At 69.7% G+C, this 22,344-nt stretch carries 13 protein-coding genes and 2 pseudogenes; 7 read left to right on the forward strand and 8 right to left on the reverse strand.

Annotated features, from left to right (window positions below; translation table 11 throughout):
* Nucleotides 1-56: 56 nt before the first annotated feature.
* The 4 genes from ACTMS2_RS15590 (at nt 57) to ACTMS2_RS15605 (ending at nt 2,465) form a co-directional block, all read left to right on the forward strand.
* Nucleotides 57-782: a hypothetical protein gene (locus tag ACTMS2_RS15590; RefSeq protein ID WP_441176004.1), complete on the forward strand. Its 726-nt coding sequence runs from the start codon at nt 57-59 to the stop codon at nt 780-782.
* Between the two features lie 20 nt (nt 783-802).
* A complete protein-coding gene (locus tag ACTMS2_RS15595) occupies nt 803-1,441 on the forward strand; it encodes a hypothetical protein (protein ID WP_441176005.1) in 639 nt (212 codons plus the stop codon).
* Between the two features lie 95 nt (nt 1,442-1,536).
* Nucleotides 1,537-1,713: a hypothetical protein gene (locus ACTMS2_RS15600; protein ID WP_441176006.1), complete on the forward strand. Its 177-nt coding sequence runs from the start codon at nt 1,537-1,539 to the stop codon at nt 1,711-1,713.
* Nucleotides 1,710-2,465: an SH3 domain-containing protein gene (locus ACTMS2_RS15605; RefSeq protein WP_441176007.1), complete on the forward strand. Its 756-nt coding sequence runs from the start codon at nt 1,710-1,712 to the stop codon at nt 2,463-2,465. Before ACTMS2_RS15600 ends, ACTMS2_RS15605 begins: the two co-directional genes overlap by 4 nt.
* A 62-nt stretch (nt 2,466-2,527) precedes the next feature.
* Here ACTMS2_RS15605 and ACTMS2_RS15610 read toward each other — a convergent pair whose 3' ends face one another.
* Complete coding sequence (locus ACTMS2_RS15610; protein ID WP_441176008.1) at nt 2,528-4,420, reverse strand: BTAD domain-containing putative transcriptional regulator; 1,893 nt, start codon at nt 4,418-4,420, stop codon at nt 2,528-2,530.
* Nucleotides 4,421-4,942: 522 nt separating this feature from the next.
* Between ACTMS2_RS15610 and ACTMS2_RS15615 the strand changes: the two genes are divergently transcribed.
* Nucleotides 4,943-5,386, forward strand: a complete 444-nt coding sequence (locus tag ACTMS2_RS15615; RefSeq protein WP_441176009.1) for a hypothetical protein — start codon at nt 4,943-4,945, stop codon at nt 5,384-5,386.
* Between the two features lie 211 nt (nt 5,387-5,597).
* Here the strand turns inward: ACTMS2_RS15615 and ACTMS2_RS15620 are convergent, their stop codons facing one another.
* The 7 genes and pseudogenes from ACTMS2_RS15620 to ACTMS2_RS15650 form a co-directional block, all read right to left on the reverse strand.
* On the reverse strand, nt 5,598-6,443 hold the full coding sequence (locus tag ACTMS2_RS15620) for a hypothetical protein (RefSeq protein WP_441176010.1): 846 nt from the start codon (nt 6,441-6,443) through the stop codon (nt 5,598-5,600).
* An 80-nt stretch (nt 6,444-6,523) separates the two neighbouring features.
* Nucleotides 6,524-7,072 (reverse strand): putative adhesin, encoded by a 549-nt coding sequence (locus ACTMS2_RS15625; RefSeq protein WP_441176024.1) that lies wholly within the window; start codon nt 7,070-7,072, stop codon nt 6,524-6,526.
* Nucleotides 7,073-7,309: 237 nt separating this feature from the next.
* Nucleotides 7,310-9,028, reverse strand: a pseudogene (locus tag ACTMS2_RS15630) (golvesin C-terminal-like domain-containing protein); the annotation flags it as partial.
* On the reverse strand, nt 8,914-15,183 hold the full coding sequence (locus ACTMS2_RS15635; RefSeq protein WP_441176025.1) for a DNRLRE domain-containing protein: 6,270 nt from the start codon (nt 15,181-15,183) through the stop codon (nt 8,914-8,916). The gene ACTMS2_RS15635 and the pseudogene ACTMS2_RS15630, both read right to left, overlap by 115 nt.
* Nucleotides 15,184-15,897: 714 nt before the next feature.
* Nucleotides 15,898-16,605, reverse strand: a complete 708-nt coding sequence (locus ACTMS2_RS15640; protein ID WP_441176011.1) for an HAD family hydrolase — start codon at nt 16,603-16,605, stop codon at nt 15,898-15,900.
* Nucleotides 16,606-16,660: 55 nt separating this feature from the next.
* Entirely contained in the window at nt 16,661-17,299 is a 639-nt protein-coding gene (locus ACTMS2_RS15645; RefSeq protein ID WP_441176012.1) for a TetR/AcrR family transcriptional regulator, read from the reverse strand.
* Between the two features lie 72 nt (nt 17,300-17,371).
* Nucleotides 17,372-20,080 carry an MGH1-like glycoside hydrolase domain-containing protein gene (locus tag ACTMS2_RS15650; RefSeq protein ID WP_441176013.1) on the reverse strand — a complete coding sequence of 903 codons (2,709 nt, stop codon included), beginning with the start codon at nt 20,078-20,080 and terminating at the stop codon, nt 17,372-17,374.
* 42 nt (nt 20,081-20,122) lie between these two features.
* On the opposite strand from ACTMS2_RS15650, the gene ACTMS2_RS15655 reads away from it, so the two are divergent.
* Together ACTMS2_RS15655 and ACTMS2_RS15660 are read left to right on the forward strand one after the other, a co-directional pair.
* Nucleotides 20,123-22,066 carry an amylo-alpha-1,6-glucosidase gene (locus ACTMS2_RS15655; protein ID WP_441176015.1) on the forward strand — a complete coding sequence of 648 codons (1,944 nt, stop codon included), beginning with the start codon at nt 20,123-20,125 and terminating at the stop codon, nt 22,064-22,066.
* Between the two features lie 183 nt (nt 22,067-22,249).
* Nucleotides 22,250-22,344 (forward strand): annotated as a pseudogene (locus tag ACTMS2_RS15660) (glycogen/starch synthase); the annotation flags it as partial.

Consider the following 22,344-nt stretch of genomic DNA (forward strand, 5'->3'; position numbering starts at 1 on the left):
TAGAACGGCGACTGGGAAGCTGCGCCGCACCTCCCACCGGGAAAGGAGATCCTCCCGTGTCTGATCGCAACGTCGGAGAGCGACTGCCTGTCTGGGTGCCGGCGATGTGGGCCGCCGTGCTCGTCGCCGCGCTGCTGGTGCCGGCCGGCCCCGCCCACGCCTCACACCCCAACCCCTCCTCCACCCGCCACCTGCACAACATGCACTACGCCACGTCCGGATCGTCGGCGGGTGCCAACGACGAGCAGTTCTGCGTCGAGTCCACCGACACGTCCAAGGTCAGCCACAGCGCGGCACGCGCCTTCGTCAAGGAGACACTGACCGAGATGGGGTCCGGGAAGGTCTGGGACGGCCTGGGCAACTGGCGCATCGACCTGTGGGCCACGAGCAGCAATTGCACCTCGTACCCGGCCTCGACCCGCAACACGATCGAGATCGAGGTCCACTACGGCTGGGACTGGAGCGCACGCTGCGGCGCCCCCGTGGGCTACTACAACTGCGTCGAGCACGACAACCCCGTGTGGGACGCCGCCCAGGGCCACTACGACAGCCAGTGGGCGTACGTCTTCCTGGTCTTCAGCTCCGGCGGACGCCTCGACAACGTGGGACGAGGCTTCATCAACCACGAGTTCGGGCACGTCTTCGGGCTGGCCGACGACAACGGCACCTGCAACCCGCCGAGCCTCATGCACAGCACCGTCGTGGGTTACGGCTGCGGCAACTGGACCAACTGGTACCCGAGCCCGTCCGACTTCCAGTCCGTCCTGAACGTCATGGCCTGACGTTCCCGCGAGGAGTCACGATGGCACGACACGCCCTCAGGAACCGCCTGTTGACCACGCTGACGGCCTGCCTGGCGTCGGCCGTCGCGGCCGGAGCCGTCGCGGTGTCCGTCCTCGACCGCGACCACGGGCACGACCACGACGACCACGCCCACGTCGACACCACCAACGGGCTGCTCGTCACCAACCGCTCGTCGCTGCGGATGTGCGTCGATGCCGGCGGCGGCACCGACGGGCAGGCCATCCACACCGACCTGCTCGCGGGACTCGATCAGGCACGTCAGGACCCGAACTGGACCGGCGCCTACGGCAGGGCGCGCTTCGACCCGGCGACGGCGCTGACGTCCGGCTGCCCGGCCCCGAACCTGCCTGACCGGGTCGACCGCACCACGGTGGCCGGACCGGGCCTCACCGACGATCCGAGCCCGTACCGTGTCTGGGTCTACGTCCTCGACGATCCCACCGCCGACCGGATCCTCGGCGTCGGCCGGCCGGCCGACGTCGCGACCGCCGAACTGATGCGCGAGGCGAACAGCATGTGGCCCGTCTCCACGGCCCTGCTGGTCCGGCGCAGCCACCTGACGGACGCGGCTGCGGTGGCGCCGACGCTGCGCGCCGCGCTGGGTCTCGTCCGGGCGCACCAGGAACCCGCCCCGTGAACGCCCTCCGGCCGGCGCCGCCGGCCGGAGGCCGGCGTCCCATCCCGCCCGATCCCGCCCTCGCGGCCGATCGGAACGACTCGAAGGAGGGGCACATGCAACCATCGCCCTCCCCGGCCACCCACCACACGGTACGGACCACGCTGAGCCCCACCGGGCGGCACGCGACACTCATGAGGGACTTCAACGGCCGGTACGACGCCGGCGCCGACGGCAGGAACACCGTCTGCACACTCGACTACATCCGGGGGTGGTACGCATGGGCCGCATGACCCGTGGACTGATCGCACTGGTGGCCGTACTCGGCATCGGGTACGCCGGCGGCCCGGCCGCCGCCGTGCCGGCCACGACCGACGTGAAGGTCCCGGCGGCCCAGGCCGCGTCGGACGCGGACGAGGTGGGCATCCAGGCCACCGCCCGTTCCGTACGCTGCGCCGGAGCTGCCCGGGCCGCCGGCTGGACCGGCGAGAACCTGGTCATCTCGGTCGCCGTGGCGCTGGCCGAGTCACAGTGCGTCGCGGGCGCGCAGGGCTACAACGGCCCGACGTCCGGCTGCCCCAACGGTTCCCTGGACCGGGGCGCCTGGCAGATCAACAACTGCTACCACTCCTGGGTCACCGACGCCTGCGCCTACGAGGTCTACTGCAACGCACGCGCCGCCCACGACATCTGGGGCTGGTCGGGGTGGAGCGCGTGGGCCACCTACACCAACGGCTCCTACCGCAACTACCTCACCGAGGCCCGCGACGGCGTGAACAACTCCGGCGGCGGGGTCTACGGCACGGTCAACACCGGCGGAGACCCGCTGAACGTCCGCTCCGGCCCGGGCACCTCGTACACCCTGGTCGGCACGGTGGCCCACGGCACGACCGTACGGATCATCTGCCAGACCCGGGGCACCCGCGTCTGGAGCGACGTCTACCAGTACTGGACCGACATCTGGGACAAGATCGGCGACGGGCGGTTCGTCTCCGACGGCTTCGTCCACACGGGCTCGCCGGGCACGGTCGCCCCGAGCTGCTGACGCCGGAAACACGATCCCGCGTCCGGGTGACCAGCCCGGGCGCAGCGGCGGGTCGCCACCGGTCAGGCGACCAGCGGGCCCACCCGCCGGCCCGTCGACGCGCCAGCCGCCGACCTGGGCTCGAAGGCCAGCTCGGCCGCGTACTCCCGCACCAGCGCCGGCAGCCGGTGACGCCCTGGCTCGTTCGAGTGGGGCTGGAGCAGGTGCGCGTCGGCCAGGTCGTCCAGCGCGCGGTCCAGCCGGGCGGCGGAGATCCCGAGCTGCCGGGCGACCCGCTCGGGCTGGCGCAGCGCGTCGGGTGCCGCGCCGAGCAGGGCGAGGATCCGCCCGGCCATCTCGTCGTCGGTGCGGACGGCGGCGACGGCGGTGGTCAGGCTGCCCCGCACCGACAGGTCCTCGTAGTCCAGCAGGTCCAGCCGTTCCCGCCCGTCGGCGAGCTGCCCGACCAGGGCGTCCACCGGCATGCGTCGGCGGGCCGCCAGGCGCGTGCCGGCGACGCGCAGCGCCAGCACCGATCCGGCGCAGAGACGTACCAGCTCGCCGGTGGCCGCCGGGTCGGCGGCCAGCCGCTCCGGGCCGGCGAGTGCCGCCAGCAGGTCGCGGGCGTCGGCGGCGGCGAGCGGGCGCAGCGTCACCCGTCGTACGCCGTCCAGGCTGCCCAACCGGCGCTGCGCGACCACGACCAGGCCCGGACCGGGCCCGGCCGGCAGCAGGGGGCGGACCTGGGCGGCGCGGGTGACCCCGTCCACCACCAGCAGCAGCCGTCGCCCGGCGACCAGGGAGCGGTACCAGCCGGCCCGCTCGTCGGTGTTCGCCGGCACGTCCGCGGGGTGGACGCCGATCGCGCGCAGTACCCGGGCCAGCACCTCACCGGGGCCCGCCGGGGTCCGGGTGTTGAGGTCGACGTAGACCTGCCCGTCGGTGAAGTCGGCGGCGACGGCGTGCGCGGCGCGTACCGCCAGGGCGGTCTTGCCGCTGCCGAACGCGCCGGTCACGACCACGGTGGCGGGGGTCGGGGCACGCAGGGCGGTGGTGATCTCGTCGGTCTCCCGTTTCCGGCCGACGAAGGTGACCAAGCCCGCCGGCAGCTCGCGGGGCACCGCCCAGCAGGCACCCCCGCCGGGCCTTGACGGGGGCGATGCCACCCCGGCGGCGTCGGGCGGCGGGGCGACCGGTGCGGTCGCCGTCGTGACCGGTGCGGGCGGCGGGGCGTACGCCAGCGCGGGCGCCCGGTCGAGCATCGCCCGGTGCAACGCGGCCAGTTCCTCGCCCGGCTCGATGCCGAGCTGCTCGTCGAGCGTCGTCCGGGCGTCGCGGTAGACGGTGAGCGCCGCCGGGACGTCGCCGCAGCGGTAGAGGGCCAGCATGAGCTGAGCCCAGGCCCGCTCGCGCAGCGGGTGGGCGGCGAGGTGCCCGCGCAGCTCGGGCAGGAGGTGCCCGTGCTCGCCGGCGGCCAACCGCGCCTCGGCCAGCTCCTCGAAGACCTGGAGGCGCTGCTCGTCGAGGCTGGCCCACCGGTTGTCCAGCGCGGTGCCTCGGGGCAGACCGTCGCCCGAGACGCCGCGCCACTGAGCGAGTGCGGCGGTCAGGGTGCCGACGGCGCTGGCCGGGTTCGCCGTGGCGAGCAGGGCCCGCCCCTCACCCGCCAGCCGGTGGAACTCCGTCACGTCCAGCTCGTCCGACGAGAGCCGCAGCTCGTACGCGTTGGGGCGGGCGACCAGCCGGTCGCCCAGCACCCGCCGCAGCGCGGCGGCGTGGGAACGCAGGTTCGCCACCGCGGAGGAGGGTGGCACGTCGGGCCAGACCATGTCGGCCAACCGTGACAACGAGACCGGGCGGTTCGCCTCCAGTGCCAGGCCTGCGAGGACCGCGCGACGTTTCGCCGCGCCGGGCGTGACGAGCTGGCCGTCGACGCACAGCTCGACACAGCCCAGAAGCCTGATCCGTAGTTTCATCGCCGCTCCCCCGTAGCACTTTGAGCGCGCGCCCAGGCTAAGGGAATTGCGGCGCGGCAACAAGACAGAAACCAAACATCCTAGAGTGATAAATATCAATAACGGCAGCCGGCGTGCTCCAGTAACAGAACGGAGGCCGAAAGCGCTCCGGACGCCTGTCGCCTAGCCGACAGCGGCGCCGTCCACCCTGCCGGGCGACCAGCACGGCCAGGTAAAGCTCTGAGGGCATCCGGCTTGATCGGCTAATGTCCTCGCCCACATCGACGGCTGGCACACACAACATTCGTCGCACATAACGAGAGCTGGGCCACCTCGACCAGGACGAGCACAGGAGCGCCTAACGCACCTGCCACAACCATCCAGCCGGGCCACCTATCACCACCCCCCGCAGAAGCCGACGGCAGGGAACACTGCTCGACCGAAGCGGGGCGAGCTCAACCTGAAGCTGGATGCCTTCTTTGCGCCGCCAGAGTCTGAACCTTGGCTTGTTGCAGACGCAGTGGGCAGGCTATCGTTCGCCATATGAGTGAGACCCCGCTGTCCGATATCATGTCTGAGCACGCGGAAACCAAAACCCCCGAAAGCTATGAACGCTTTCTCGAGCTTTTCCGGAACTCCATGCTCGGGATTGTGGCCACCGGTGCGCTCGGCCATGCCCCACAGGGTCATCTCGCCACTGACGGTAGCCTCAGCGCCGGCAGGACCACTTACGGCGACGGACGGCCCCGTGTTCTGGCATATGCCGACCCTGAAGCAGCTCTAATCAACTTCGGCCCCCGATTCAACGCAGGCGTTTCCGGCGGGGTTCTCCTTCAGATCGCCGCGAGGGACCCCGATTGCGAGGGAATTCTCGTCAACAGCGGAGTTCGCGAGATCTGCCTTACAATCAGCAAGTCGACTGCCCAGGACATGTTGATGCCGGAGGCCAACACACCAGAGCCCCGGATTCGGAAAGAACGCCGATAGCATTTCAGCCGACGATCACCATCGGGCAGGTGCGCAAGACGTGGGCCGGCTGGTCGCCGACTCTGGTTGCACGATGCGGCGGCTTGACGGGTCGGACTCCCGATGCCAAGGGCCCCGAACGCGCGGACATCCTCCGCCGCCGTCGTGGCAATGGATGCCCGCGGGCGCGAACAGAATCGACGATTACCGTGCAATCTGGCATGACGAGCCGCTATGGACCACTCAGCAGTCGGGTGATCGCGGGCCCGACCGCACTCATGTTGGCGGCATCCTCTTCCCGGTGAGCTGCCCAAACCACAGCACCCATCAGCTCGAATGGATCGGTAAGCCCTGGCAGCACTTGTGCTATGAGGGCTGGGTCGAACTTCGCCAACATTCGTCGAGCGAGTTGTCCATCGCCAGCAACCGCCTCGGCCGGCCAGGTCGCAGTACCAAGCCATGCCAACAGCTCCTGCACAGCCTTCGTCGAGTCACCTCCCGCTTGGATCAGTCGAACAGTCATTCGCTCGACCAATTCCTGATCCAAGTTTGCCGCCTCGTCGCCGGGCCACTGCCGCAGGTCTTCGACCAGTGATGGAGGCATCTTACGTGCTATTGCTTCCGCAACATCGCCAGCCGGCCTGAACTGCACGTCGCCCTCATGTAAGTCCAGGGCAGAGATCATATGGCCCAACAAGATGCTGGAGGCCCCGTCAACACCGAATTGAGACAGGAACAGCCGTAGCTCGACCTCCGATGCGAGCAAGTCGTTACGGAAGCGATCCCGCTCCCAGGAAATTCTTCCTGGATGCAGCGTGGCCGAGCCGATGAGCACGTTCCCTGAATCGTATAGCGCAAGGGTCAGGTCGCCGGGGCAACGACAGACGTCATGAGCGAATTCACCCGTCGTGGTCCACTTTCGGACGCGGTCCAAATAATCGATGTCGTCGATGACAGCGATCGGCTGACGCCGACCCGGCGGGGGGGCATCCTCGCCGCCCGGAAGAACTTCCAATCGCCTCGCACGGATCCACGCCCCGTTCAGCCAGCGCCGAATCGGCTCTGCTCGCTCACTCATCACCACATCCCGACATCAATAGCCGCATCCGTCGACGCCCGGGGCCGAAGAGGAACGCTTCGACCCCGGGCGTCGACATCCTACCTCGCTGTTACGCTACAGGCTGCCCAGTGGCATGTACCCATGTTCGGTCCGAGCAGATCCGCGAGCAAGGTAGGCCCGCTCACCGTCACTGAGTTTGCCCGAATCCTCAAGCCGCTCGGAGGCATGAGCGTGAAATTCGGCATTGATTCTCCGGATTTGTAGGTGCGCACTGGATTCATCCACGGGCTCCCACTTTCCACAGCAAACCCTTGCGCATCATCGAGCGTTTTGCTATACGGCGCGTATACGGCGACTCTAGTTCCCTCCGGAACCTTCACGTTCCCGTTAGAAAGCTCATGTTTCGCGTGTCCCGCAAAAACCGTCTCGCCATCGGGCCGGCCACCTTCCACCACCCTCCGCGGTGGTACTGGTGCCGATGCCGAATCGGCACGAGCAGACCTCGACATCTTGACACCCTTGGCGGGACCGGCAAACGAAAGTATCGCTAGACCGTTCTTCGTTCCGGCTCGCGCGACCCCCTCGATATCTCCGTCGGCGGCGGCTTGAACTCCACTCCACCAGGTGGAGCCAGCGTCACTGGCCATGCTCCACGCCGCCTTGTACGAGGCTGTCGCCGTATTAACAGTGACGCCACCGGCCCGTTTGGCCGCACTACCCCAATCGCCGTTCGAAGCGTCCTCGACCGCTCGTCCAGCTTCTGCGTAGTTGTCCTTGACGTAGCTAAATCCGTCTTGGATCCCACCCCAGGTCGCGCTGCCGAAGTCCTTGATACCGGCCCAGACCCCACTGGCAGCGTCTGTCAGGAAGTTGTGCCCGTCGAGTTCGATGGCACTGATCGGGTTGCCGCCGCCGAAGGCGTAACGGCTCCCGGTCCACGGGTTCAGGCCGAGGTTCATGTCGGCGAGGGCGCCGTTGTAGCTGTCGCGGGACAGGAAGCGGTTGAGGCCTGGGCTGTAGTCCCGGAAGCCCATGTCGTACGACTCGGAGTTCTGGTCCCACCGCTTCGAGTTGAAGCGGTAGGCGCTGTACGGCTCCTTCGTCGGGTTCGCGGCGTCAGGCTTGTCGATACCGGTGAACTGAGCATCGTCGTTCTTGCCGTAGGCCGTGTAGCCGTAGGTCGCCTTCGTGTTGCCGGTCTCGTCGGTCAACTGCTCGACGTCGGTGTGCGGGTTGTAGCCGTAGTAGGCGTCCTCCTCGCTGCCGTCGTCCTTGTGGGTGATCTGCGAGAGTCGCTGACCCCATGGCGAGTACTGGTACGACTTGGTGACCTCGCCAGCCACCTCCTCGTTCAGGACCTCGCCAGAGAGACCGAGGTAGTTGAACGTCGTGGTCTTCTCCTTGGCACCGCCGACATCCGTCGTCTTGGTCGTGGTGCGGTCCAGCGGATCGAAGGTGTACCTGGTCGTCGAGGTGCCTGTGCTCGTCTTCTTGCGGTTCTCGATGACGTGGTCGAAGCCGTCGTAGACGTTCCGCTCGATGACCGTCCCGGCCGCCGTGACCGTGTCGAGACGGCCGAAGGGGTCGTAGTTGTAAGCGGCGGTCGCACCGCCGGTCGAGGCGGTGAGCAGCCGGTTGCGGTCGTAGTTGAAGGTGGTCGTGGCGTTCTTGATCGTCTGGTTGATGACGTTGTTGTTGGCGTCGTGCACGTAGGTCTCGGTGTCGGCGCCGTGACCGGTCTTGACCAGTTGGGACAGGCGGTCGCGCGGGTCGTAGGTGTAGGCGCTGGTGGTGTCGAGGTACGCCGCGTTGTTGTCGGCGTTCATCTTCCTCGCGGCGTCCCGGGTGCGGTTGCCGTTCAGGTCGTAGGTGTAGGTGTGCTCCGACACCAACGTCCCGTTGGACTTCTTCTCGGCCTGGGTCTTGAGCGCCCCGTCCAGGTAGTAGGTGTGGTCAACGGTGTTGCCGTTGCCCTTGGTCATCCTCAACAACTCACCACGGTCGGTGTACGTGAGGGTGGTGGTCTTCTTGTCCGGGTCCGTGGCGGACTCGCCGTTGACCACCGTCGAGACCAGGTCACGCGGGTCGTAGCCGTAGCTGGCGTACTGGCTGTCGTGGGTGGTCGTCTTCGGTGCGCTGTTCTCGTTGTAGGTGTAGGTCGTGTTGTTCTTGACCGTTCCCGACTTGCTCTCGGTGACCGTCTGCACCTGGTTCAGCTCGGTGTAGGCGATCGAGTAGGTGTCGACGCGGGCATTGGGTGACGAGTCGGTGATGGTCTTGAGGTTGCCGTTCGGGTCGTACTGGTAGGTGTAGGCGACCCTCTCGTTGTCGGTCTCGCCGGTGTTGTTCCGGACCAGCTTCACCGCGTCGGCGACCACGATGCCGCCGGCCTGGTCGGACAGCGACACCTTGTGGCTGTTGCCCTCGGTGAAGCTGTACGAGCCGAGGCTCACCCAGGTGCCGGCGTTGGCGGTCTGGTTGACCGTCTTCACCGTGTTGCCGCCGCCGTGGTTGACCGTGAACTTCGCGTCGGTGGCGGCGCCGGACACGCTCGGGTAGCGGGCGAACGCCTCATACGTGCCGGCCTGGGGCACGTTGAGCTGCCAGGTGAAGGTGTTCGTGCCGGATCCCGCCGGGCGGGTGGCGTAGTTGTGCCGTACTTGTTCGTCGCCGAGGTGGCCGCGGTCCAGGTGCCGGTGGCGGCGGTGTTGTTGAAGTCGGAGTTGTCGACCAGGACGACCTGCCTGCCGACCGGCACGCCGTCGTCCGTGCGGGACTTCAGCTTGCCGTCCGGGAAGTAGGACCAGGTCATGGTCCGGTTCGACGATCCGCCCGCCGACGTGACCGTCCGCGCGGTCTGGGCACCCAGCTTGTCGTAGTCGTAGGACGTGACGATGTCCCACGGGTCGCTGCTGGTCTTCGTCAGGCCGTTGTCGAAGTAGGTGTATGTCGTGTCGTTGCGGACCGACTCACCCGCCGACGGCGGCATGCTGACCTTCGCCAGCTGGCCCACGGAGTCGTACTCGTAGGTGGTGACGTCCGCCGTCTTGTAGCGGGCGTCGTCCTTGTCGTACGCCGTGCGGGTCTCCTTCGCCCGGTTCAGCTCGTCGTAGACGGTGACCGTGGCGAAGTCGTCCGGGTCGTCCGTGGTGGCCACACCCCGCGGACTGATCGTCCTGGTCCGGTTGCCGACCTCGTCGTACTCGTACTTCGTGGTGCGGTAGGTGATGACTCCGGCGTCGTTCTTGTGCGGCACCTTGACCTGGCTGGGCAGTCCCCGCGGGTCGAAGGTGACCTCGGTTCTGTTGCCGAGCTGGTCGGTGGTGGCCTTGACCAGACCGTCCCGGTCGTACGTGCTGGTGGTGAACTTGCCCAGCGCGTCCGTGGTCTTGGTCAGCCGGTGGGACCAGTCGTACTCGTACAGGGTGGTGTAGTCGTCGGTCGCGGCCGACGCGTTCTTCACCGGGTCGATCACCTTGCGGACGTTGCCGACGTTGTCGTACTCGTAGGTGATCCGGTCGCCCTTGGCGTTGACGACGCCGGTGAGCTGGTAGATCTCGTCGTACACGTTGGTGGTGACGAAGTCACCGGCCAACGTCGTCAGGTTGCCCTTCGGCTCGGTGGTGGTCAGCAGGTTGCCGACCTTGTCGTAGGTGAACGACGTCTTCCGTTCCGGATCACCTGCGACGTCGACCGGGGCCAGCGTGTAGGTCACCTGGTCGGCCTGGTCGTAGACCGCCTTGCTGACGACACCGTTCGGGGCGTACGACTCGTAGACGTTGTCGTTCTGGTCGTACTTCGGCGCCGGGGTGACGACGAAGTCCCCGGCGGCCTGGTCCTTCGGAACGCGGTTCTCCAGCGGACGCCCGAACATGTCGTACGTCTGCGTGGTTTCCTTGCCGTTGGCGTCGGTGACCTTCAGGACGTTGCCGCGCACGTCGTAGACGAACGTCGTCGACTTCTGCTTCGCGTCGGTGATCGTCTGCGGGTAGCCGTTCGGGTCGAAGCTGTTGTTGACCGTGGTGTTGCCGTTGGCATCGGTCGCCGTCAACATCTGGCCCCACGCGTCGTACGTGTAGGAGGTCTTGTAGTCCTCCGGGTCCGTCGTGGTGTTGCCCATCGGGTCGACCACCCAGGCGAGGTCACCGTCGGCCTCGTAGCCGAAGGTGTGTTTGCGCCCCTCGGGGCTGGTCTTCGCGGTGACCTCCGCGACGTAGCCGTTGAGCTGGCGCTGGTAGGTCAGCACGGTGCCTGACGTGCCGTTCCTGACCGCCTCGGCGTCCTTGATCTCGGTCGGGTAGCCGGTCTTGGCGTCGTAGGTCCAGGTGGAGACGGCCTGGTTGGCCTCCTCCAGTCGGATCACGTTGTGGTTGTCGTCCCAGCCGAACTTCGTGGTCTGGTTCTTCGCGTTGGTCGTCTGGGTCGGCCGGCCGTAGCCGTCCATCTGGTAGGCGGTGGCCTGGTTCTCCGCGTCCGTGACCGTGGTGTGGATGGTGTTGCCCTGCGGCCCGTCCGGGTCGGTGTACGCGAACTGCGTCAGGTGGGTCAGCCGGTCCTTGTACGACTTGGTGGTCCAGTGCCACTTCGGATCGTCGCCGGCCTGCGGGTAGTTGTAGGTCACCTCGGTGGCGTTGCCACGCGGGTCGGTGGTCTTGACCAACTTGACGTTCTTGTTGCCCTGCGTCATGTCGTAGGCGAACTTGAACGTCTTCGGCTGGCTGGAGCCGGCGCCGTCGATCAGCTCACCCAGCAGACCCTTGTCGGTGTAGGTAAAGGTGAGCTTGCGTCCCGAGATGTCGGTGATCTGCGAGACGTGGTCGATGATCTTCGGGTTGGTCAGGTTGGTGCCGGACTGTCGGGTCCAGGTGGTGTCGTCGATGTAGTCGAACGCCTGGCCCTTGGCGTAGTAGTCGACGGTCAGCGTCTGCCGGCCGGTCGCGTCCGTAACGTACCGGAGGAACTTCGTCGGCTTGTTGTTGGACTTGCGCTCCTCGTAGGTGAAGCGCAGCTCGTTGCCGTTGCTGTCCACCACGCTCGACAGGAAGCCCTCGCAGTCGTAGAAGAACTGCGTCCGGTCGGGCTTGGTGAGCACCCACGCCTTCGGCTCCTGCGTGTTGGGCTTGCACTGCACGCTGCTGTGCTTCTGCAGGTAGAGGTGCACGCCCTTGGGGCTCTTCCACTCGTTCGCCGCCGCGTCCCAGGTGAACCGGTGGCTGGTGCCGTCGCCGTCGGTCAGGGTGACCTTCGTCGGGTTCGGGTTGGGGTGGAAGTCCAGCGGCGTGCCCAGGCGCATCAACGACGACGCCTGCAACGACCAGCCGTAGCCGGCGACGGTGTCACTGGTGTCCAACGAGTTGTACGCCAGCCGGACGAAGGTCGACAGGCCCCGCGACGGGTTGTTGAACGCGTTGTACGACCAGACCGTGTTGCCGGCGTACAGGTTGTTCATCAGCGTGCCACCGGCACCGGTGTTCTTCCCCGCGTACGAGTAGAACTTCTCCAGACCGAGCTGGTCGGAGGTCGGCTCCTCCACCGCGATGTTCTGCGGCAACGCCTTGATCGCGGGGGTGGTCTCGGAGAGTTTCTTGCCGGTGACCTTGTTGCGTAGCTCCCAGTCGAGCACGTAGTCCGTGCGCTTGTTGCCGTCCGACGCCGGCGGTGGGGTCTTGACCTGCGCGTTGACGTCGACCGTGCCGGCGATCGGCACGGCGGCCGGCAGCGGCGTCGGCACGTGGATGGCGGGGTCGGCCACCGGCAGGCCGTCGGCCCGCTTCCACTGGTAGGTCAGCTCCCACTCGGTGGCGGCGAACGCCGCGCCGGTCGGGTTCGACACGGTGACCGGGACGGTGTACGTCGAGGCCGGCGCGAGCTGGTGCGGGGTGCTCGGCGCGTGGTAGGTCGACTCGGCGCTCTGCTCGAGGTAGGTGACCTCCAGCGTCGGGCGCAGCAGCGGCTCGGGTGCCTCCGACGACAGGATCATGGCCCGCGCGGTCTGGGTGGCCTCGTTACGCATCCGCAGCAGGAAGCCCTTGTTGCTGCCCGGCGTGGCGACCCAGCCCTTCACCGGGTCGGTGACCGTCCAGGTGGCCCACTCCGGGTCGTTGGTGAACCCGTTGAACCCCGCCTTCCAGGCGGTGTCATAGTCGCCGCCGGGGGTGGTCCAGGCGGTGGTGGCGTTCGCCTTGTCCCAGGTGGCGGTCGTCTCGTCGAAGCCCTGGGTCAGTCTGTGGACGTCGACGTACTCGGTCTGGTTGTCGCCGGGGAACAGCGAGGTGTTCCACATCCGCAGCTGTGCGTCCACGACCCGCGCCGTCGACGGAATGCCGGCCAGGGTCGGGAACTTCACCAGGTTGCGGGTGGTGCCGTAGTAGGTGGAGTTGTTCCCCACCCCCAGGTACGGGTCCCCGACGTAGCTGTCGACGTTCTCCGTGCGCCGGGTCAGCGACAGGTTCGTGTCGACCACCCCGTTGACGCCGTTGGTGTCCCCGGCCGCCGCCGCGTCCCGGTAGATCCGGGTGATCTGCCCGGCCTTGGGCAGCATGACGGCCTGACTCGGCCCGGCCAGGACCTGCCCGTCGCGGGTCTTCACGGCGACCATGTAGTAGTAGAACTTGCGGGCCATCGGGTCGGTGTTGTCCGCCGCCGTCGGCACCGCCGTGGTGTCCTGATAGGTGTACGTGGACGTGCCGACCGGGGCGATCAGCGTCGCCGACGACGGCCGGAAGTCCTGGTAGATGCTGCGGTGCACCTGGTACTCCACCGCGTCGTCGCCGGTGTTCGACGACGGGTCCTGGTACTGCGGCCAGGTCAGCACGGCGCCGGTGGCGGTGACCGTGGTCGGCGGGTGCACCGCCACGCCCGGGCGGCCGTAGGTGACGATCAGCCGGGGCAGGTTGTAGTCACGCCGGTCGTTCTGGTACGCGTACTCCGAGGCCTCGTAGATGGGCCCGCCGCGGCCCCTGGTCTCCTCGTCCACCGCCTTGACCACGAAACCGTGGTTCGGCGTGCCGTCGAGCCACTGCTGCACCACGTCGCGCACGGCGAACGAGTTCCACACGCTGGAGACGTTCTTGGCCTTGTTCGCCACACCCCAGCGGGTGAACCGCACCGCGTCGGCGATCACCGCCTTGCCCGCCACGTCCCGCAGCACCACCCGGCCGGCCGTGCCGGCGTTGAAGCGGTACGTGCCGAGGGTCGCCCAGGCGCCCTTGCTGTCCGGAGTGGTCTGGTTGACCGACGGCGTCGCCGACCCGTTGGCGTGGTGCACGGTGTACGGGGTGGGGTTGGCCCGGTCGGACGCGCCCACGTAGTGCACCTCGACCTTGTAGTCGCCGGTCTCGGTGATCGTCGGCGTCCAGGTGTGGGAGTCCCCCGCGACCGGGTCGTTGTTGAACCGGTAGTCGGTATTCACCGCGTGCCGGGTCATGTCGGGGTTGCCGGACCACGCCCACGAACCGGTGACCGAGGTGCCCGCGTCACCGTCGTCGAGCTGCACGAGGTTCCCGGCCGGCTGCGCGGCGATGTTCTGGTGCGTGTTGTTCCAGGTCGCCGACTCGTCCGTCCACGGCTGCGTCACCCGACGCGCCTCCATCAGCACGTCATGCTCGTACGAGGTGTGGGTCTGGTCGTAGTACAACTCCAGCCGGGCGTCGTCGATCGCCGTCCCGGACGGCACCGCGGTCAACGGGAACCGCACCAACGACCGCCAGATCCCGGTGTCCGTGCCCACCCGCAGCGGCCACGTCGTGGGGTCCTTCTGGTACTCGTGATCCGGATTGCCCGAGTAGACCTGCACGTCCTGGGCGTCGTCCGGCACCGGCTGGATCCGGATGGTCGGGTCGATCACCACCGGGTAGACCCGCTTCGGGTCGGCCAGCCAGGCGGCGTCCGCGGTCACCGTCACCGTCGTGTCGGCCCCCGACCCGGCCACGGTCTGCGTGACCTTGTCGCTCCACACCTTGCCGTGCGGCGACGCCTTGTCGTCCCGGTCGTCGTACATGAACGGGGCCGGCATCACGAAGACCGGAGCGCCACCGGCCAGGCCGACGAACGCGATCGACCCGTCGGCACGCTGCTGCGCGGTGAGCCCGGTGGCGTCCAGGGTGAACGTGTACGACGCCGGGCCGCTCGGCGCCCGGTGCAGGACGATCTTCTCCTTCAGGGCCGTCGGGGTCACGTCGTAGACGACGTCCGCGCCACCGGCCACACCGGGGTAGGTGACAGACGAGCCGGCGACCCGGGGCGTGACTGCCTTCGCCGCACCGGCCAGACCCAGCTCGACGCTGCGACCCTCCTGCTCGAAGCGCACCAGCTCGTCCGAGCGGTCGCCGAAGAGGCTGGTGAAGCTGTTCGTCGTGTTGCCCTGGACGTATCCCTTGTCGCTCGTCGGGCGCACCCTGGTGTCGATCGGGTGGTACCGGCCCCTGCCGTCCTTGTAGTGCAACGGCACGGCGGAGATCTCCGCCTGGGTCCGTCCGTCGGACAGCTGGTACACGCGGCTGTTCTTCGTGCGCTTGCCGGGGAGTTCCCTGACCCGCTTCTGCGGGGGCAAGACCTTCGCCGGCGGTGCCTTCTCCCGCACCGCCAGGCCGGCGCCGACCACCTCCGGCCTCGCCGGGCGCGAGCCGCCGTCGACCAGCCCCTTCGCCGCGTCGCCGAGCCGGGACAGCAGGCCGTCGTCCTGCGCTGCGGTCGCGGCCTGCTCCGGCTCCCGCTGGGACAGGACCTGCGTCCCGCCCACGGTGGCGGCCAACGCCATCACCAGGCCCGCTATCAGCGGCCCCCGTAGTTTCCTCTTCACCCGTCACCCTCCGCCAAGGAGTCAGCACGACGGGTAGAAGCTAGGAGGCGTCCGCATATCGACAGCTATCGTCCGGCTACCGCCCGGACCGGCTGGTACAAGACCGCTGGCACCGCGGATCGACGGCGCTGCGGCGGCGTCGTCGGTGGCGCGTCGCCGGGGCGTCGGAGGCTGGTGTGGCCGCGACAGCGGGCTGAGGATTCTCCGCCGGCGCCCGGCGCGAAGCTCGGTGGCAGCAGCATTCCGCCGCCACTGCGCGGCGAGTCGATGGCCGACCGCCGAGGGTGTCAGGACCGGGGCCGCAACTCCCCGGTCCTGCCCCCAGCCGTCCGGCGTGGTGGCGGGCGCGCCGGATGAGCGCGTGGGCGTGGCACGCCGCCCACGCCGGGCTCAACGCGACGAGCCAGCCGCCTGCACTCAGCTCCATGGTGCCCAACTACCGGACTTCGGCACGCTCCCGACTCACCCCGAGGAGCCGTGAGCGCCGGATCAGGCTAGGCGTGCCGCGGGGGGCCGGACAAGGACGAGTCGGGCCCCCCGGGGGTGTTTGATGTCAAGGCGAAAAAGCGGCATGTCGACGTAACACGGCCCTACCGGCCAGCGCTGTTTCCCGTCGAGGCCGTCACTGCGTCCGGCGCTCCGTACGCCCCCGCCGGCGGCCCGAAGACCGCCTCAGAAGTGGTGCAGCAGTTCGGGGAACGTGGACAGCCGCAGCACCCCGGGGTCGGCCGGATCCAGCTCGTCGTGCTCCAGCACCCAGGTGTTGTCGTTGGGGATGAACACGGCGTTGAGGCCGGCGGCGCGGGCGGGCCGGATGTCGGACTTCGGGGAGTTGCCGATCATCCAGGTGACGGCGGGGTCGACGCCGTGCTCCCGGACCAGCCAGCGGTAGGTGTCGACGTCCTTCTCCGGCACGATGTGCGCGGCCCGGAAGTGGTGCAGCAGGCCGCAGGCGTCGAGCTTGCGCTGCTGCTCCTCGCGTTCGCCCTTGGTCAGCAGCAGCAGGTGGTGCCGGACGGCCAGGGCGTCCAGCGCCTCGGCCACGCCGGGCATCAGCTCCACCTGGTGCGCCACCAGGGCCGCCGCCAGCTCGTCGAGCTGGCGGCGTTCCGCCTCGGTGGCGGGACGCTGCCGCAGCCGCTCCAGGCACTCCCCGAGGCTGCGCAGGAACACCTTGCTGCCGTAGCCGTGCGCGACCGCGTTGGCCCGCTCGATGTCGTCCAGGATGGCCCGGATCTCGGCCCGGTCGAGGGTCGGATGGTCCAGCCACTCCAGGAAGTCGTCGATCACCCGCTCGAACAGGATGTTGTTCTCCCAGAGCGTGTCGTCGGCGTCGAAGACGAGCACCTGCCCGTCGCGGCGGCGCGTGGCGTTTCCCATGACTCTCCTCCCCCGTGCTGGCCGGGGCCACGGTACTGCGGGCCCGTCGGCCCGGTCAGCCGGGTTTTCGCGGGGTCGGCTCGTCCCTGGCGGGCGTCGGGGCCTCCGGGCCGGCGAGCAGCCCCGACATGATCATGTCCTCCCGCTGCTCCTGCTTGTCGGGGCGCAGCCGCCCGCCCCGGGTGAGCATGACCGTGCCGTGCAGCAGCGCCCAGCCGAGTTCGGCGAGCGTGTCGGGATCCCGGCCGGCAGCCAGCGGGGCCACGCCGGCGCGCAGCTCGGCGAAGGCGGCGCCGGGCGCGCCCGGCCCCGGATCGCGGCCCAGGGTGAGGTCCGAGGTGTGGGCGAGCATCGCGTCGTAGACCTCGGGATTGGCGTACGCGAAGTCCAGGTAGGCCGCCACCACCGCCGGCCAGTCGCCGTGGCCGGCGGGGGCGGCGCGGGCGGCGGGGGCGGCGCGGGCGGCGGCGAGCGCGGCGGCCAGGTCGACGAAGCCGCGCACCGCCACGGCGGACATGAGCGCGGCCGGGTCCGGGAAGCGGCGGTAGAGGGCCTCGATGTCGACGCCGGTCCGCTCGGCCAGCCGGCGGTGGGTGGCTGCCGACCACCCCTCGGCCTCGGCCAGCTCCCGGGCGGCGAGGACGACGCGCTCCCACTCGGCCGGGCCGGCGTCTGCTCCATCTGCTGACGACACCCCGCCGATGCTAGTGAGCGTCACCGGCGGTGACGCCCACGCGACGGATTGGCGACTCTGGCGCTGCTCGGGTCAGCGGCGCAGGGTGAGGATCAGGTCGGCGACCAGGGCCGTCCAACCGGTCTGGTGCCAGGCGCCCAGCCCGGCGCCGTTGTCGCCGTGGAAGTATTCGGGGAAGCAGATCAGGTCCCGCCAGTCCGGGTGGGTCTGGAAGAGCTGGGCGGCGCCGTAGATCGGCCGCCGACCCCAGCCGTCGCGGGTGAACAGCGAGATCAGCCGCGCGGAGAGGTCGTCGGCGATCTCGTCGAGGGTCCGCTTCACCCCGGAGCGCGTCGGATACTCCACCTGGAGGTCGTCGCCGAAGAAGGCGGCGTAGTCGCGCAACGCGCTGATCAGCAGGAAGTTGGTCGGCATCCAGATCGGGCCGCGCCAGTTCGAGTTGCCCCCGAACAGGCCGCTGGTCGACTCGGCCGGTTCGTAGCCGACGCTGAACTCCTGGCCGCCAAGGGTCACCGAGAACGGCTTGTCGAGGTGGGCGCGCGACAGCGTCCGCAGCCCGTACTCGGAGAGGAACTCGTCGGTGTCGAGCATCCGGGCGAGCAGGCGGACGATCTGCTCCGGGCCGACCATCGACAGCAGCCGGTGCTGGCGACCGTCGGGCCCGAGCCGCCGGGCGCCGACGACGTCGGCGTACTCGGGGCGGTTGGCGAGGAACCAGCGCAGCCGGGCGTGCAGTTCGGGCAGCCGGTGCAGGGTACGGGCGGTGAGCCGGGTCGTCGCGGCCAACGGCAGCAGGCCGACGACCGAGCGGACCTTCAGGGGCACCTTCGTGCCGTCGGCGAGGCGCAGCACGTCGTAGAAGAACGCGTCCTCGGCGTCCCACAGGCCCTGCTCGTACGCGGCGGCGGCGATGTAGGCGAAGTGCTCGAAGAACTTGGTGGCGGTGTCGACCCAGGTGCGGTCGTGTTCGGCCAGCACGACGGCGATGTCGAGCAGGTTCAGCGCGTACATCGCCATCCAGGCCGTGCCGTCGGACTGCTCCAGCACGCCGGCCACCGGCAGGGCCGCCGAGCGGTCGAAGGGGCCGACGTTGTCCAGCCCGAGGAAGCCGCCCTCGAAGACGTTGTTGCCGACGGTGTCCTTGCGGTTGACCCACCAGGTGAAGTTCAGCAGCAGCTTGTGCATCACCCGGGCCAGGAATTCGTGGTCGCGGCCCCCGTCGATCTCGAAGACCTTCAGCGCCGCCCACGCGTGCACCGGCGGGTTCACGTCCCCGAACGCCCACTCGTACGCCGGGATCTGGCCGTTGGGGTGCAGGTACCACTCCCGCAGCAGGAGCAGCAGCTGCTCCTTGGCGAAGCCCGGATCGACCCGGGCGATGCTCACGCAGTGGAAGGCCAGGTCCCAGGCCGCGTACCAGGGGTACTCCCACGGGTCCGGCATGGAGATCACGTCGAAGCTCGTCATGTGCCACCAGGCGCTGTTGCGCCCGTGCCGGCGCCCGGACGGCGGCGGCGACGAGCCGGGATCGCCCTCCAGCCAGCGCTTGACGTCGAAGTGGTAGAACTGCTTGCCCCACATCAGTCCGGCGATCGCCTGCCGGGCGACGAGTGCCTCGTCCGGGGTCGCGGCGGCCGGGACCACCCCGGCGAAGAACCGGTTCGCCTCCGCCCGGCGGGCCCACACCACGGCGTCGAAGCCGTCGCCCAGGTCCGCCGGGGGCGGCGGGGTGCCGCCGGGCGGCGGGGCGGTACGGGTCAGCCGCAGCCGGATCCGCCGCTGCGCCCCCGCCGGCACGTCCAGCACGTAGTGCAGCGCGCCCTTGGTGCCCTCCCGGGCCGGGTTGACCGTCGGGGCCCCGTCGACCACGTGGTCGTTGATGCCGTCCTTCGGGTAGGGAGAGCGGCCGGGCAGGCCCCAGAGCCGCTCGGCGTTGGTGTCGTTGTCGCAGAGCAGCGGCGTGGGCTCCCCGTCGCCCTCCAGCAGCAGCTGGCCCAGCACCCGGTGCTCGCCGACGAGCCGCGATCCCTCGCCGACCAGCCGGGGCACCCGGTCACCGCCGGGCAGCCCCCACGCCCAGGTGTTGCGGAACCAGAGCGTCGGCAGCACGTGCAGGGTGGCCGCCCGGTCGCCCCGGTTGGCGACGGTGACGACGACGCACATGTCCGTCGGCGTCGCCTTGGCGTAGTCGACGGTCACCGCCCAGTACCGGTCGTCGTCGAAGATGCCGGTGTCCACCAGCTCGTACTCGGTGTCGTCGCGCCCGCGCAGCGCGTTCACCGCGACCAGCTCGTCGTACGGGAAGGCGGCCTGCGGGTAGTGGTAGCGCCAGCGCATCCACGAGTGGGTGGGGGTGGAGTCCTCGTACCACCAGTAGTCCTTGGCGTCCTCGCCGTGGTTGCCGCCGTCGCCGCCGAGGCCGAACATCCGCTCCTTGAGGATCGGGTCCTTTCCGTTCCACAGGGCGAGGGCGAAGCAGAACGTCTGCCGGTCGTCGCAGACGCCCGCCATGCCGTCCTCGCTCCACCGGTAGGCTCTGGACCGCGCGTGGTCGTGCGGGAAGTAGTCCCAGGCCGTACCGTGCTCGCTGTAGTCCTCCCGTACCGTCCCCCACGCCCGCTCGGACAGATAGGGACCCCATGCGCGCCAGTCCTGTTCCCCGGCGTCGGCCTGAGCCAGCCGGAGCCGTTCGGGGTCGGGCGCGTGGTCGTCGGGGGGCGGCACGTCGGTGATCACTCGCACATCTTCGACGTCGCCGGGGGACTTCACCACAGGAGCCATTCTCGTCGTGGCGTGTTGCACCCCGCCGCCGGTGGAGGAAAGTTGATCGACATTCGCTTCGGTTCGCAGGTCTGCGGCGACCTGACCGGCGGCGCCGCCCGGGAGTGGCTGGTCACCGACGGTCTCGGCGGCTACGCCACCGGCACGGTGAGCGGGTTGCGCACCCGCCGGTACCACGGCCTGCTCGTGGTGGCCGGCGAGACGCCGGCGTCCCGCCGGGTGGGACTGGTCGGCCTGGACCCGGCCGTGCTGTTCCCCTCCGGCGCCCGGGTGCGCCTGGGCGCGCACGAGTGGGCCTCCGGCGATGTCGATCCGCGCGGCTTCGAGCTGCTGGAACGCTTCGACCTGACCGACGGCCTGCCCCGGTGGCGGTGGCGGATCGGCGACGTGGTGATCGAGCGGGAGCTGGCGATGACGCACGGGCGCCCCTGCGTCGCCGTGGTGCACCGGCTGGTCTCCGGTGGGCCGGTGCGCCTCGACCTGGCGGCGGTGTGCACCTGGCGGGACGCGCACGGCGAGCGCCGCGCCGACGGCCCGGCCCCCCGGGCGGAGTCCGTGCCGGGCGGCGCGGTGGTCGAGGGCGCGTTCCGCATCGCCGGGCCGGACTGGACCCCGGAGGGCCAGTGGTGGCTCGGCGCGCACCACCGGGAGGAGGCGGCGCGGGGCCTGAACCCCGACGAGGACCTCTGGTACGCGGGCCGGTTCTCGGGCGCGCTGGAGCGCCCGGGCGACACGGTGTCGGTGCTCGCGTGGGCCGACGAGCTGGTCGAGGAGCCGCCCCCGGCGACCGAGGTGGTCGCGGCGGCGCGGGGGCGCAACCGGCGGGTGGTGGCCGCGGCGAAGCCGGCCGACGCGGTCGAGGCGACGCTGACGCTGGCCGCCGACGCGTTCGTGGTCGACACGGCCACCGGGCCGGACGTGGTGGCCGGCTACCCGTGGTTCGGCGCCTGGTCGCGGGACACGATGATCTCCTACGAGGGGCTGTTCCTCTGTACCAACCGGGCCGGCGAGGGCCGGGAGCTGCTGCGGGCGTACGCGGCGACGCTGTCGGAGGGGATGCTCGCGAACACCGCCGACACCGGGCGGGTGGAGTACAACACCGTCGACGCGACGCTGTGGTTCCTGCACGCGGTCAGCCGGCACGTCACGGTCACCGGCGACACCGATCTCGGCGACGAGCTGCTGCCCGCGCTGCACGGCGTCGTCGACGCGCACCTGGCCGGCACCCGCTTCGGCATCGCCGTCGACCCGGCCGACGGGCTGCTCACCCAGGGCGGCACCCCGGGCACGGCACTGACCTGGATGGACGCCCGCGTGTACGGGGTGCCGGTCACCCCGCGCACGGGCAAGCCGGTGGAGGTCAACGCGCTCTGGGTCAACGGGCTGGCCGGCCTGGCCGAGCTGACCGAGCTGGCGGGGCGGGACGCGGGCGCGCTGTGGCGGCTGCACGAGCGCGCCGGCGCCGCGTTCCGGGACCGGTTCCCGGCCCCGTCGGGCTGGCTGCACGACGTGGTGGACGCGCCCGCGCCCGCGTACCCGCTGGGCGGGGCCGCGCACCACGACGACGACCTGCTACGCCCCAACCAGCTGCTGGCCTGGTCGCTGCCGTACGCCCCGCTGGAGCCCGACGAGGCCACCGTGCGCCGGGTCGCCGCCGGGCTGCTCACCCCGCTGGGCCCGCGCAGCCTCTCCCCCGACTCACCCGAGTTCGTCGGGCGGCACCGGGGCGGTCCGGCCGAGCGGGACGGCGCCTACCACCAGGGCACCGTCTGGCCGTGGCTGCTCGGCCCGTACGCCGACGCCGCCCGACGAGCCAAGATGTCGGTCGATGACCTTTTCGTCGGCATCGAGGCCCATCTGACCGAATATGGCCTAGGATCGGTGAGTGAGACGGCCGACGGCCTCGCGCCGCACGCGGCCACCGGGTGCCCGTTCCAGGCGTGGTCGGTCGCCGAGCTGCTACGCGCCCGCAGAAACGGCCGGTAGCGCTTTACACGACCGCAACGGCGGCGTCTCCGCCGGTTAGCCGGCCGCCAGCAGGATGGGTTCCGATCCGCTCGCGACCGCACCGGGCACCGGTCTCCGGTACCCGGCGGCGCGCCCGGGGACAACTCAAAGGGGGCCGCCCGAATGTCACCTGACGCCGACGTGATCGACATCCACCCCGCCCGGCGACTGCGGGTGCTGATGCTCTCCTGGGAGTACCCGCCGGTCCTGGTCGGCGGGCTCGGCCGGCACGTGCACGCCCTGTCGGTCGCCCTGGC

It is taken from the genome of Micromonospora sp. SD12 (assembly GCF_052068495.1).
Taxonomy (GTDB): domain Bacteria; phylum Actinomycetota; class Actinomycetes; order Mycobacteriales; family Micromonosporaceae; genus Micromonospora; species Micromonospora echinofusca.

Coding starts and splice junctions, on each gene's coding strand:
- ACTMS2_RS15600 (WP_441176006.1), top strand. CDS start 1,537: ATGCAACCATCGCCCTCCCCGGCCACCCACCACACGGTACGGACCACG.
- ACTMS2_RS15625 (WP_441176024.1), bottom strand. CDS start 7,072: ATGGCCAGTGACGCTGGCTCCACCTGGTGGAGTGGAGTTCAAGCCGCC.
- ACTMS2_RS15650 (WP_441176013.1), bottom strand. CDS start 20,080: ATGGCTCCTGTGGTGAAGTCCCCCGGCGACGTCGAAGATGTGCGAGTG.
- ACTMS2_RS15605 (WP_441176007.1), top strand. CDS start 1,710: ATGACCCGTGGACTGATCGCACTGGTGGCCGTACTCGGCATCGGGTAC.
- ACTMS2_RS15615 (WP_441176009.1), top strand. CDS start 4,943: ATGAGTGAGACCCCGCTGTCCGATATCATGTCTGAGCACGCGGAAACC.
- ACTMS2_RS15595 (WP_441176005.1), top strand. CDS start 803: ATGGCACGACACGCCCTCAGGAACCGCCTGTTGACCACGCTGACGGCC.
- ACTMS2_RS15635 (WP_441176025.1), bottom strand. CDS start 15,183: ATGGCGTTGGCCGCCACCGTGGGCGGGACGCAGGTCCTGTCCCAGCGG.
- ACTMS2_RS15610 (WP_441176008.1), bottom strand. CDS start 4,420: ATGAAACTACGGATCAGGCTTCTGGGCTGTGTCGAGCTGTGCGTCGAC.
- ACTMS2_RS15620 (WP_441176010.1), bottom strand. CDS start 6,443: ATGAGTGAGCGAGCAGAGCCGATTCGGCGCTGGCTGAACGGGGCGTGG.
- ACTMS2_RS15640 (WP_441176011.1), bottom strand. CDS start 16,605: ATGGGAAACGCCACGCGCCGCCGCGACGGGCAGGTGCTCGTCTTCGAC.